Below are 14,093 nucleotides of genomic sequence, written 5' to 3'. Positions count from 1 at the left end.
CAGGATATCTATTATTTCCATGTAATACTTGGTAATTTCTCTGTTTTGCTACTTAAGTCTTTTGTACTAATCAGCTGAGATAAGATTACGCTTGAAACCTTAAATGATTACTTTCGCCAACAGTATCTGTAAAGCTTTTACGGCTCAATAAATTGAGCGATGACCTCAGATCCGCCCCTTAAAAGAGGGCGGTTTTACGGTCTGCGGATGATAAATTAATTTTTGGATGATCTTTTGCACAATCTCAAGGAGCTTTATCTTTATTGTTTTGAATGTTTTTTCTAACTTTTTCGCTTTTCAATCTTTACAAAACTCTATTATGCGAGAAAGTGAACCACTTGTAGTTCGCCATGCATTAGGATTTCCTCCTTGCTTTAAATATTTTGACATCACTTTAGGATCGCAGATGTTTCTTGGTACTATTCCTATACGACTTAATATTCCCCACTTATAAGAATTAAGCAACATCAATAATCCAAAAACAACAATTGAGCCACTTATTACTACTCCCTTTAAATTGAAAGACTTTACTTTAAGAGGATTTTTCTGTTTTCCGTTCAATACAGCTAAAGCTTCTTGAGCATCCTTAAATCTCTTCTCTATCTCTGGCTCTATTATTATTTCTAGCCAGTCGGCAAAATCTTTACTAATGTTAACGCGAGAGCGAAATTGAAGATATAAGCCATCAGTAGATAATTCTGTAGGGGAAATATGAGTTAACAGAAATAAAATAGTTGCACCCAAACTATATAAATCGCTAGCAGTTGTAGCCTGTCCTCTAAACTGTTCGGGAGCAATATAACCATAAGTACCCACTACTGTGCTGCTACCTGTTAGGGTACTGTAATAAGTGTTTTTAACTGCACCAAAATCAACCAAAAAAATCTGACCATCTGCTTGTCGAATAATATTAATAGGTTTGATATCGCGATGAATTATTGGGGGCTTCTGTGAATGAAGATAAACTAAAATTTCTAATAGTTGTTGAGCTATTTGTTTAACTTCTGTTTCTGTAGCTCGCCACCCATCTTTTACCCAATCAGCTAAAGATGTTCCTGGTGCTAATTCTTGTGCAAGATAACAATAACGATTATCAGCAGTATCGATAGTGAAATATTCTATGTAACTAGGAATCGCAGGATGTTCTATACTTTGTAAAACTTGAGCTTCTTTCTCAAATAAATCTATTTGTTTCCAATCTTGCAAGCCTTTAAGAGCCAGAACTTTTAAAGCGACTTGTTGTTTACTTTTAAGATCTTCTGCTAGATAAGTAACTCCCCATCCTCCCTCACCTAAAATTTCGATAAGGCGATATTTATGATTAATAATTTTTCCTAGCTGAGAATCAAATTTCATCTTGGTTAGCAAACAAAGGATACAACTTTTATTCTTTTTCCTAACACGACAAATGTCTGTCAATCCAATCTTTAATATCTGCTAATACTTCTTGGCAGTTCAGATCGTGATGCAGTTCGTGATAGCTACCAGGATACTCATGTTTTTCTTTATCTGCTAGGTTTAAGCGTTCAAAAAAAACGCAACTACTTTTAGGTAAAGTTACTCGATCTGCGCCACCATGAAGAATTAATAAGGGAATTTGTAGCTCTTTGGCATGAGCGTTAATCCAGTCAATAGTTTTTAACAATTCTGTAGCTAATCTGGCAGTACCTTGACTATGACGTAGGGAATCTTGTGCCGAAGCAGCTATTATTTCTGGATTGCGAGAACACGCAGAGAAATCTATCCCTGTATCTAGAGCAAAATTAGGCAAAATAGATGATAGTAGCTTGCTGATAGCTATTTTCCAATTAGAAATTCCTAATCCTAACGCTGGAGACATCAAGATCAATCCTTGGATAAAATTTGGTTCTCGTAAAGCATAGTCTAAAGCAATTGCTCCTCCCAAACTTTGACCCATGAGAAACAAAGGAAGATCGGCATTTTCTGCTGTAACTAAATCGAGAAAAGCTTTTAAATCTGCACGAAATTCTGCCCAATTATTAATATAGCCCCTTTGTCCAGGCGATCGCCCATTACCCCGCAAGTCGAAACTATAGACAACATAATTGCACTCCAGTAAATATTTCACCATTCCCCTAAAAATGCCACTATGCGCTCCGTGTCCATGCACAATTACTAAGACTGCTTTAGCTAAAGCTGGAGGGTGCCAACTCTGATAATAGAGCTTGAGTCCTTTTGCACCTGGGAAAGTTCCCTGCTTATTTTGGTTTGTCATTATTGTCATGATTAAAATACTGATAGCTTTGACAACAAATTACATAATAAAGCCAGGAGTGGTAATGTTTTGATCGATAACCACTACCACTAACAATCACATTAATTTTCACCCCAAGCAATACCTCCAATACGGCGAGGATCGGCAGCAGCAGTTAATCCCTCATTAGGATGAGCCATAGCAGCTTGAACCCCGCCAAAATACATCGAAAGCCCTTCAAATTGACGGTTAGGGATACCGAGTTTACTTATATCTAGACCAGTTTCCAAGGCAATAGTAGGAATATTATTAAAAACTTCAAAGTGTAATCGAGGATGGGATATTGCTTGCTCCAAAGACATATCGAGATCGATAAAATTAAAGAGAACTTGAGCGATCGCTGTTGTAATACGAGATGCTCCAGGAGAACCAATTGCTAACACCGTGCCATTATCATGGCGACAAATAGTAGGTGCCATATTAGAAGTAAGACGAGTACCTGGAGACAGATCGTGTAAACCTTGAGGGTGCAACTCAATTTCTCCTAAAGAATTATTCAACCATAAACCCGTACCCCCAGCCATAACCCCAGAACCATATCCAGAAGAGGCAGAAATTGAGCAAGCTAAACCATCACTGTCCACAGCCGAAATATGAATTGTGGAGGGGGATTTGGTTAACTGTTGCCAATCCTCTTGGGCTGCCATTGAAAGTAAACGGGCTGCTTCTTGAGTAATTTTATCTTTGGTGGCACCTTCTAAATAGTTACTGCGGTATTGTAATACTGCCTGTTGAATCTCGGCTATTTCTTTAACTGTGGCTGCGTTCCATTGTGTTAGAGATCGCTTTTTGGTTAATAAGAGCATTGCTGCCAAACAAGTGCCACCCACTGCGGGAGCGGGATTAGTAGCAATCGACCAATCTCCGATCTTAATCATAACAGGCGATCGCTCTATGGCTTGATAATGAGCTAAATCTTCAGCAGTCAGCAATCCTTGATTAGCTTGAATTTCTGAAGTAATTTTCTCTCCTAATTCTCCCCGATATAAAGCATTCACTCCTTCTTCGGCAATCAGTTGTAAACTCCGAGCCAGTTCGGGAATTTGAACCCGATTTCCTAACGTTAAATGGCTACCATCAGCTTTATGGATAACTCGATAGCTATCGGGATGCCAACCAAAAATAACTTGATGAGTATAGGCAAAATATTCTGCTGCCACCCTAGATAAAGGAAAGCCTTGGATCGCCTGCCGTTGCGCGGGATTAACTATTTCTGACCAAGGGATATTACCATACTTTTCTGCTGCCAAACCCAAACCTGCAAATATTCCAGGGGTAGCCACCGAACCATAGCCCACCATAGTACTCGTACCACCACCATAAGCGAAAAATGCCTCTTTCATGCCACTGCCAAACTTGACCGAATTTAATCCCCGTCCAGGCATCTCTGCATAGGCATCAATGGTAATCGGGTTTTCTCCTTTGCGCCAAATAGTAATAAATCCACTAGCACCAGGGGCAACAATCCCTAGGTTAGTACACATAGAGGTCAGAGTCGCAGCAAGAGCAGCATCAACGGCATTACCTCCGCGATTGGCTACAGCAGCACCAGCATCAACTACAATCTGAGCATCGGAAGCAATAATAACTTTTCGTGGCATAAGTTGAATCAGGAAAAATTAAGCAGTTTATCGCTCTTGAATAGGAAGGATTCGTCGTTCGCCACAGCTTTTGGGGTTAAATGCAGCTTTGACACTATAAGAATAGTTTATTTCGGGATGAAAGTATGAACTATAAAGGAAAACATATTGCATCGCTGCCATAGGAACTTGTTGGGGAAATTCCACGTGTCTACTAATCAGACAGACCCGATCTCCTGCTCCAATTTGACTGAGTAATTCTGGTTTAACGCCCTTTAAAATTTGTTGTTCTAAGCTTTGAAAAGATGGTTTAGTATAAATACCGTGTATTGTGCTTAAAACAAAAGTGAGAAAAATAGCATAGACTAATCCCATGTATTTAGGCTGTAGCCATTCAGTCATATGTATCGGACGAGAAATGAGATATAAGTTTAAAGATACTAATAAAATCATCCAAAACATAACGTATCTCAATTCGTGAGATTGGGGAAAGTAGGCGGTAATGAGCGACATCATCACTACCATAACTAAAGCGGTTCTAGCTTCGAGTAATTGAGTATCTTTCAACAACAGCTCGTAGATTGATAAACCTAAAAGTAACAACAAATTAAAAACGACATAAGCACCAAAAAATCCTCCCATACGATTGCGTTCTGGTTCTGAACTACCTTGTTCTGTTGACCAGGGCGCGGATTTAATTTCTAATATAGAACGCAGCCATTTTTGCCCTCTATTTCCTCTTTCAGATACTTCTGGTGCTAATTTGTGATTAAGCACAATACCTACTACTTCAATTTTTATAGGATAAAGAGGGTTTCCATAAAGAATGATATTTTTGATGGGTGTAGCAAAGATTAGTAGGAAAGCCAAAATACCAATCGGTACAAATTTAAATAACTGTTTGCCTAAAATTTTAGTTTGGCTAAAGCAAAGCCAACCTAGTCTGACAACGACAATACAAACAGTCGCTAAAACCAAGGGTTGTAAATGTGTTTTAACATTAGCTGCTGTTGCTGCTGCTAAGACGGCAATTAATAATTCTTGTTTTTTCGGTAGTTGCTTTTGCTTAAACAGTTTGTAAGCGATCGCTAGCAAAATTGAAAATCCCATGCTGCCAGGTAAATCTACAAGAGAGCTAGTCGTGTGGGTTAAAACTAAGGGAATAGCTAATAAAGCGATCGCCGATAAATATAAAGGAACTTGAAAATTAGTTTTGAGAAAAAAAAGATAGATAATTAGACTCAAAAAACTAACTAAATTAGCTGTTTGTATCCGTCCTGAAACTAACCAAAAAAAACCTTGTAAAAAATGTGCTAAAAGAGGAAAACCTTCAAAACGAGGCACAAACCACTTTTCATCACCTAAGAATAATTCTGGCGGTACAATTCTCCAAATTCTGGCAGCAAAAGGCAAATGGTACCACCAGGAGTCGTAACTAAGGTCTACATCAATAATTGCTTTAAAAAATAAAGAAGTAATAACAATGAATGCAAATACTTGCAACATTGTTTTGACTCCTAATCTTTGATTTTTCACGTAGAGAAGGAAAAGTTTATCCAAATTATATTACACAAATAAAAAATAACTAATTAGAAATTAATTAAATTGAGAAAGTTGTGAAGAACTCAAGTAATTTTGTTGAATAAGTGTTTCCAAACCATAACTTAAGGAGCTAATCTCTGAATATCCCAAGCGGATTCAATATCTAAACGAGAATATAAAAAACGATCGTGTAGTCGATTTGGTCTGCCTTGCCAAAATTCAAAACGATCGGGTACAACTCGATAACCACCCCATGCCGAAGGTAGAGGGATTTCCTGGTTGTGAAACTTGCGTTTGATCTCATCAAATTTCATCTCTAGTATTTGGCGGGAAGAGATCGTCGTACTTTGTTGCGAACACCATGCTCCTATTTGACTACCTCTGGGACGAGTGGCAAAATATTTGAGAGATTCGGCAGTAGAAATTTTAATAGCTTTTCCAGAGATTTGTATCTGACGTTCTAAGGCTACCCAAAAAAATAGTAGTGATACTTGGGGATTTTCTGAGATTTGAAGAGCTTTTTTACTTTCGTAGTTAGTAAAAAAAACCAACCCCTGGCGATCAAAATATTTTAAAAGTACTATCCGTTGTGAAGGTTTACCAGTAGTTGAAACTGTTGCCAAACTCATGGCATTGGGTTCTGGTAGATTGGCAGCACAAGCTTGTTGAAACCACAATTCAAATTGCTCAAAAGGATCTAGAGCTAGTTGTTCCCTTTTTAAACCTTCTAAAGTGTATTCTGTTCTTAGTTCGCCAATATCCATCTGTTTGTTAGGGGTAGTGGTTAGTGACCCGTTCTTCGTCCTCATTCCTCAAAAGGAGCAAGGATACCGAACAAGGAAAAACTTCTTTTAACTTTTTCAAGAACGGCAAAGAGCATACCTCGATTTCATTAACAGTCCTCGTTCCTTAGTTAACAAATCCTGATGATTATCAATTACAAATTAAAGTTATGCTTATAGTTATTGACAAGCTAAGCTGAAATTAGCTTCAGACAAAAAATATTTAGAGTTATTTTGTTTTAGTTATATAGTTAGCTGTATCTGACCGCCATGAGAATTCTCTTGATTGAAGATGACGAGCTAATTGCTCAACAGATTGTCTCAAAGTTAACCCATCAAAACTATACCATTGATGTTGCTGCTGATGGTCAAACGGGCTTAGATCGAGCTGCGGATTTTCCTTACGATCTAATTTTGTTAGATGTAATGCTGTCCAAGATTAATGGGATTAGTATTTGTCGAAAATTGCGATCGCAAGTAATTAAGACTCCGATCCTACTGTTGACTGCTCAAGATAACAGCACCAATAAAGTTATGGGGTTGGATGCAGGGGCAGATGACTATTTAACCAAGCCTTTTGATCTGCAAGAGTTATCGGCACGGATCGGGGCTTTATTGCGACGAGGCAATACATCATCAACACCGATTCTCAAGTGGGGAGATTTGTCTTTAGTTCCCAGCATTTGTGAAGTAACCTTTCGGGGACGTTTAATTTCTTTGACACCCCAAGAATACAGTCTTTTAGAGTTATTTCTACGTAACAAACAGAGGGTATTTAGTCGCAGCGCGATCTTAGATTGTCTTTGGTCTTTTGAGATATCTCCTGGAGAGGAAACGGTTACGGCTCAAATTAAAAGGTTGCGTCACAAACTTAAAAGTGCTGGATTGACAGAAAATCCCATTGAAACAGTTTATGGCATTGGCTACCGTTTGAAGACTCCAAAATCAAGAAAGAGAAAAACCAAGGTCACCAAGCAGCCAGAAGCATCCTCTCCTGAGATTGCCAAACAGGCAATAGAGGCAGCTACAGTCATTTGGCAGCGAGTTAAGAATGAACTTGATAGCCGAGTTGCAACGATCGAGCAAGTAGCTCAAGCTTTATGCGAAAATCATCTCGAAGATGAACTAAGACAGCAGGCAATAACAGTGGCGCATAAACTAGCAGGTTCGTTAGGAATGTTCGATCTTGACGAAGGTTCTCGTCTGGCTAGAGAAATCGAACGAATTTTGCAATGTCCCCAACCGCTAAACCAAGAACAAAAGCAACATTTCTCTGAATTATTAATGGCAATGCAGCAAGAATTAGCACAAGCTACTGGGGAAAAACTTCCTGGTATCCTCTCAGTTGATGAAAGACCTTTTTGGCTCATAGTGGAAGAGGAGCAAATTCTAACTCAACAATTTCTGCGCGAGACTAAAAACTGGAAAATACGCTGTGAAGTTGTTCCCCACTCCAAGGTCGCTAGAGAATTGATTGCTCGTAAACTTCCTGAAGTAGTATTATTAAATCTCGCAGGTAGAGCGATCGCCGATAACGAATTGACCTTGCTCGAAGAATTAAGTGCTTGTAATCCTCCCATCCCGGTACTGGTGCTGGGAGCTAAAGATAATCTGCTAGAGAGAGTCAAAATCTCTCGTTTGGGAGGACGGGGATTTTTGCCCCAAACCATGTCTCCCCAACAAATTTTCGATAAAATTACTCAAGTGCTACAGAGAGTTCAGCGTACCGAAACGAAGATTTTGGCAGTAGATGACGATCCATTGATCTTAAACACTTTGCACCAAATGTTAGAACCTTGGGGAATCAAAGTCCTTACCTTAGAGGATTCCTTACAATTTTGGTCAACCCTAGAAGCAGTTGCACCAGATTTGCTAATTTTAGATTTGACAATGCCCCATATTAGCGGTTTAGAACTGTGCCAAGTTGTGCGGAACGATCGGCGTTGGGCAGAGTTACCTATTTTGTTTCTGACAGTACACAAAGATACAGAAACTATGCAGCAAGTTTTTGCAGCAGGTGCTGATGATTATTTAAGTAAACCCATTGTCCCTCCAGAACTGCTCTCGCGCATTCACAATCGCCTAGAGAGATCGCAATTATTACGGGCTAGGGTAGAAACCGATGCCCTGACAGGAATTAACAATCGTTATCAGTTTACTCAAGAACTAACTAAGTTGCTGCAATTAGCCAAGCGATGTCCTCAAACTATCTGTTTTGCCCTTTTAAATCTAGATAGTCTCCACCAGATTAACGATCGATATGGTCATGAAATCGGCGATCGCCTTTTGGCTCATTGGGGCAGACTACTACAAAAAAATTTTCCTAGTGAAGATCTTGTCGCCCGTTGGGGAGGGGCGGAATTTGTGGTAGCGATGTATGGCATGACTTACGATGAGGGACGGTCGAGGTTATCGGAATTACGAGAAACTTTGCATCAAGTACCGTTGTCTTTTAGCGACCTGCGAACGTTAACGGTAACCTTTAGTGCAGGTGTGGTTCAGTCTCCCCACAATGGTACTCAGGTGCAAGAATTATATCAAGCAGCTAAAGCTTTATTAGTTGAGGTTAAAGCTTTGGGTAGCAACGGCATCATTTCAGCCAAGGAGTAGCCCCTGAACTCCTGTAAGGGCGTATGGCCATACGCCCCTACTCCTTCCCCTTACCTACTTAAATACGATGACTAGCCAAAATCAGGCACTACAACAAGCAATCTTAGACAGTGCTAATTACACAATTATTTCTACCACCGTAGACGGCATCATTACTACCTTTAACCAGACTGCCGAGCGTTGGTTAGGTTATCAAGCAGCCGAAGTACTAGGCAAAACAACGCCCATTCTGATTCACGATCCCCAAGAAGTAGAACTGCGATCGCAAGAATTATCTCAAGAGCTAGGAATTACCATTGAACCAGGCTTTGAGGTTTTTGTGGCTAAGGCTCGTCGCGGAGAAACAGACGAAGGGGAATGGACTTATCTTCGTAAAGATGGTTCGCGTTTTTCAGTCCGTTTGTCGGTCACAGCTTTAAGAGATGAACAAGGAGAAATTACGGGATTTTTGGGAATTGCTAGCGATCTTACAGAAGCTAAACAAGCAGCAGCCGAACTAGAGCTTTTTTTCGGGTTATCCCTCGATTTATTGTGTTTAGCAGGGCTAGATGGCTATTTTAAACGGGTAAATCCAGCATTTAGCCACATTCTTGGCTACTCTGAAGCAGAACTTCTGGCACAACCTTTTATTAATTTTGTCCATCCTGAAGATCGTGCTGCTACCCTTGCTGAACTATCTAAACTAGCTACGGGGATTCCGACGATTGACTTTGAGAATCGCTATCGCTGTCAAGATGGAACTTACAAGTGGTTGGCATGGAAATCCTTTCCTGTAACTGAAGAGGGAATATTATATGCCGTTGCTCGCGATATTACCGAGCAAAAACGCGCTCAAGCAGAAAGATTGCAACTAATCGAACGAGAAAACACTGCTAGCGATCGCCTAAACAAGATTCTAGAAAGTATTACTGATGCTTTTTTCACCCTGGATAATCGCTGGTGTTTTACCTATATCAATCTTCAAGCAGAACTACTATTACAAAGACAGCGAGCAGAACTCTTGGGCAAAAACATCTGGGATGAATTTCCTGAAGCAGTAGGCTCTACTTTTTATCGAGAATACTATCGGGCGGTTGCCGAACAAGTTAGTGTTGAATTTGAAGAATTTTATCCGCCCCTAGATACCTGGTTTGCGGTTCACGCAGATCCCTTGGAAAATGGATTATCTGTCTATTTTCAAGATGTCACCGAGCGTAAAATAGCAGAATTAGAAAATCTCAGAAGCGAAGCTCGATTACGCAAACAGCAAACCACATTAATTGAGCTAGCCAAAAACCAAGTCTTTTATCGCAGTGATTTACTAGCTGCGGTGCAAGTGATCGCCGAGAAAGCTGCTCAAACTCTGGAAGTAGAACAGGTGGGCATTTGGTTTTATCGAGAAGATCGCAATTCTATTTACACCCTAGATCGATACGAACTGAGTCAGCAACGCCATTCTTCAGGACGGGAATTGTTAGCTACAGATTATCCTTTCTACTTTCAAGCTTTAGAAACTGGAGAAATCTTGGTGGCGGAAAATGCCCAAAACGATCCCAGTACCCAAGAATTTCGCGAAACCTGGCTCGTCCCCCATAATGTTTGCTCAATGATGGATGTTCCAATTCGCTCTGGGGGTAAAACTGTGGGAGTTATCTGTCTCGAACACGTTGGCGATATCCGTCATTGGACGATCGAGGAACAAAACTTTGCTAGTTCTTTAGCACACATGATCTCCCTAGCAATTGAAGCTAGCGATCGCACCTTGGCAGAAGCTGCTCTGCGAGAAAGCGAAGAACGTTTTCATGGGGCATTTGCTAATGCTGCGATTGGCATGGCAATTGTCTCTCTAGAGGGTCGTTGGTTACAGGTTAACCGTTCCCTTTGCGAGATGGTGGGCTATTCCGAGTCGGAGTTGCGGGCTATGACCTTTCAGGAAATTACTCACCCTGACGACCTAGAAACTGATTTAGGTTATGTCGTTCAGGTGATGACAGGAGAAATTCCTTACTACCATTTAGAGAAACGATATCTGCACAAACAGGGTCATATAGTCTGGATTTTGTTGAGTGTTTCTCTAGTGCGAAATAGTGAAGGCAACCCTAAATATTTTGTGGGACAGATTCAAGACATCACTGAGCGCAAACTGGCAGAAGCTGCTCTGCGAGAAAGCGAAGCGCGATTTCGTACTGTAGCAGATAGTGCGCCCGTTTTGCTGTGGATGGCAGGAACCGATAAATTATGTAACTTCTTTAATAGCAGTTGGTTGCGCTTTACTGGCAGAACTTTGGCAGAAGAACTAGGTAATGGCTGGACAACAAGAGTACATCCAGAAGATTTTCAGTATTGTTTGGATACTTACAACACTGCTTTTAACGCTAGAGAAGGCTTTCAAATAGAGTACCGTCTGCGGAGGGCTGATGGAGAATATCGTTGGCTTTTAGATACGGGAAGACCAAGATTTTTACCCGATGGTAGCTTTGCTGGCTATATTGGTTCTTGTTTTGATATTAGCGATCGCCGAGAATTAGAAAAGCTCAAAGACGAGTTTATCTCTGTAGTTAGTCACGAGTTACGCACTCCCCTAACTTCAATCCAGGGGGCTTTGGATTTATTAGCTGGTGGTGCGTTAGTTAACCGCCCTGATTACGCCCAACATATGCTCAAAATTGCTGCCAAGAACGCGGATCGCCTGGTACGCCTGATCAATGACATTTTGGATATCGAACGGATCGAGTCAGGCAAAGTCACCATGATTAAACAAGCTTGCGATGTGGCTCATCTCATGAATACCGTCGTCGATACGGTAGATAATATGGCAAAGCAAGCGGAAATAGAACTATCAATTACTCCTATATCTGCGAGAGTTTGGGCAGATCCTGACCGCATTGTTCAAGTTCTAACTAACTTACTTAGTAACGCGATTAAATTCTCCGAGCCAGGCTCTACAGTGTGGTTAACCGCAGCAACCAGTAACAGTAACACTCCCAATATAACTTTTCAAGTAAGCGATCGCGGAAGAGGTATTCCTGCTCATAAGCTCGAAACCATTTTTGAACGTTTTCAGCAGGTAGATGCTTCAGACTCCCGTAAAAAAGGAGGAACGGGCTTGGGTTTAGCAATTTGTCGTAGTATTGTTCAGCATCACGACGGGCAAATTTGGGTTGAGAGTATTTTAGGAGAAGGTAGTACTTTTTGCTTTACCCTGCCTCTGTTGCTAGAAGAACCAGAAATAAACACAGAAACTAATTCTAGTGGTCCTTTGATCTTGTTATGCGATGACGATCCTTCAGTGCGAACCGTAGTAAAAACCCACTTAGAACAGCAAAACTATCGAGCGATCGCAGTTGATTCTGGTCAAGAAGCAGTAGCACAAGCAGCACAAGAACATCCTGATGTCATTCTGCTCAACCTAATAATGCCTGGAATGAACGGTTGGGAAACTCTGGCAAATTTAAAGGAACAGGAAGCAACCAAAAATATTCCCGTAATTATTCTCAGTGGCTTGTTACCAGATAACAAAAAATCGCATCCAGAAATTAGCGACTGGCTGGTTAAACCACCAGCACAAAGATTCTTATTTCAGGCACTTGAGCGAGCTTTAGCGAAACATAATCAAAACATTCGCGTCCTAATTGTTGAGAACGATCCCGATTTGGCACAGGTACTGATGGCAATGTTCGAGCGTTACGGCATTCAAACTTATCACGCTCAGACAGGAAGAGAAGCGATCGATCTGAGTCAAAGAATTATGCCTAATTTACTAGTACTCGATTTGGTATTGCCAGAATATGATGGTTTTGCGGTAGTAGATTGGTTACGGCAGCATAATCGTTTGTGCGATCTGCCTTTGGTTGTTTATACTGCTCAAGATATCGATCGTGGGGACAAAGAACGACTGAAGCTAGGACAAACTCTATTTTTGACCAAAGGGCGTATTAATCCCGAAGAATTTGAACAGCGAGTTATTAAAATACTCAACCGTCTGATTCGTGGTATTAAGTAGTTAGTGGTTAGTGGTTAATTGCTGGTGGCTGGTAGCTGGTGGCTGGTGGCTTATTACTTGCTACTTGCTACTCTCCCCCTACCAACCGATATCAAAGAAGAATCTTGACACTCTCTAAGCTGAAGCATAGAGATTCTTTAGACGAAACTGAACCATGTCAGTTAGAACCATATTAACTTTCACGTACCACCATGCCTTATTCGCGGATAGCAAAACCATCCAGAACACAGCAGCCCACGATACAAGTTTTCTGCATCAGAGCGTTGCCAATTGCTCCTACTCTCTCGCCCATTTCTGGGTCTGAGCATACCTTTAATTTGGATATTGCTAGCTATGTTTATCATTTTTGTTTCACACGTGTGACAAGCATTTACGCAGCATCGGCTAGGTCTGGAGTGCTTTACACCGAATCTTGGTTTTCCCTCGACTACCTTTTAACCAGAGTGTCCATATACAGGGAGTCTCACCCACAATTCAAAAGTAATTGTGGTTATAGTCGATGTTAAAGTCACCTTTAATCATCTCTAATTCAAAACGGTACGTAAGAGTTTCCAACCTCATACCGCTCCTCGTTCATAGCCAATGATATGGTATCTCGTTAAGATTACTCTTATGTCAGAGACTCAGATTGTTTAACGCTGTTCTTACCCTTTTTTATCCCACACTATCTCATCCTTGGTGTTTTGATTCCGTTCGATGTATTGTAATCACCTTTCGCCGTCGGACAATTGCGAGGCTCAGTCTCTATTTCACTGTAATCAAGATGTGTATTAGGCATAGTGCTGAAGTTCTCGGAATTTTGAACATCGAAGTTATCAGCCTTTTAAGGTTTACTTGGTCGTATCCTCTATGAGTACGTAACCTACGTCAGCATATCCCTCAGATTATCAGGGTTTTAGCACCTGGTTTTCTTGCTCTTTCGAGTAGGGCATTAGCTTTTTAGGTTATCCTGCTCCCAGGGCAAACGCATCTTAAATTGAGCGAAAACAGATAATTGAAGAAAGAAAGGATAAAAGTCAAAAAAGAAGAGTAGTAGTATGAAGTGCTTCTTTTTAACGACGCGATCCCGAGTAAAAACATGATAAATTCAGTAAAATTAACAATTAATTGAAGACAGAATTAGTTCTTAGAATTGATGATATGATGACCCAATTATCAAACTTAATTTTGGCTATCTTTAGTCATGAAACTAAGACCAAAAACTACAATAGAAGAACATTTTTCATCTATCAAAGCTCCGAGATTAGATAGAACTAAGCTACATCAGTTGATTGATATTATTACTATTACTCTTTGTGCAGTAATTAGTGTCGCAGAAACCT

General features: G+C 40.5%; 8 protein-coding genes. 3 read left to right on the top strand and 5 right to left on the bottom strand.

Annotation, left to right across the window (positions count from 1 at the left end; genetic code table 11):
• Positions 1 to 297: 297 nt before the first annotated feature.
• The 5 genes from H1P_RS22870 to pdxH form a co-directional block, all read right to left on the bottom strand.
• Entirely contained in the window at positions 298 to 1,356 is a 1,059-nt protein-coding gene (locus H1P_RS22870) for a serine/threonine protein kinase (RefSeq protein WP_144871691.1), read from the bottom strand.
• Positions 1,357 to 1,396: 40 nt separating this feature from the next.
• Positions 1,397 to 2,236 (bottom strand): alpha/beta hydrolase, encoded by an 840-nt coding sequence (locus tag H1P_RS22865; RefSeq protein ID WP_144871689.1) that lies wholly within the window; start codon positions 2,234 to 2,236, stop codon positions 1,397 to 1,399.
• A 101-nt stretch (positions 2,237 to 2,337) separates the two neighbouring features.
• Positions 2,338 to 3,876, bottom strand: a complete 1,539-nt coding sequence (locus tag H1P_RS22860) for a gamma-glutamyltransferase (RefSeq protein WP_144871687.1) — start codon at positions 3,874 to 3,876, stop codon at positions 2,338 to 2,340.
• A 27-nt stretch (positions 3,877 to 3,903) separates the two neighbouring features.
• On the bottom strand, positions 3,904 to 5,361 hold the full coding sequence (locus H1P_RS22855; protein ID WP_144871685.1) for a hypothetical protein: 1,458 nt from the start codon (positions 5,359 to 5,361) through the stop codon (positions 3,904 to 3,906).
• A 158-nt stretch (positions 5,362 to 5,519) separates the two neighbouring features.
• Complete coding sequence (gene pdxH / locus H1P_RS22850; protein ID WP_144871692.1) at positions 5,520 to 6,161, bottom strand: pyridoxamine 5'-phosphate oxidase; 642 nt, start codon at positions 6,159 to 6,161, stop codon at positions 5,520 to 5,522.
• Between the two features lie 288 nt (positions 6,162 to 6,449).
• Here pdxH and H1P_RS22845 point away from each other — a divergent pair, with 288 nt between their 5' ends.
• The 3 genes from H1P_RS22845 to H1P_RS22835 form a co-directional block, all read left to right on the top strand.
• On the top strand, positions 6,450 to 8,789 hold the full coding sequence (locus tag H1P_RS22845; RefSeq protein WP_144871683.1) for a response regulator: 2,340 nt from the start codon (positions 6,450 to 6,452) through the stop codon (positions 8,787 to 8,789).
• A gap of 67 nt (positions 8,790 to 8,856) precedes the next feature.
• Positions 8,857 to 12,771 carry a PAS domain S-box protein gene (locus H1P_RS22840; protein WP_144871681.1) on the top strand — a complete coding sequence of 1,305 codons (3,915 nt, stop codon included), beginning with the start codon at positions 8,857 to 8,859 and terminating at the stop codon, positions 12,769 to 12,771.
• Between the two features lie 1,183 nt (positions 12,772 to 13,954).
• Positions 13,955 to 14,093: transposase family protein (locus H1P_RS22835; RefSeq protein ID WP_144871678.1), on the top strand; the 139-nt coding region annotated here is incomplete at its 3' end.

Origin of the sequence: Hyella patelloides LEGE 07179 (assembly GCF_900659865.1) — a bacterium.
GTDB lineage: Bacteria > Cyanobacteriota > Cyanobacteriia > Cyanobacteriales > Xenococcaceae > Hyella > Hyella patelloides.
The sequence above is the reverse complement of the archived record's forward strand: the minus strand, read 5'-3'. Positions and strand labels throughout refer to the sequence as shown.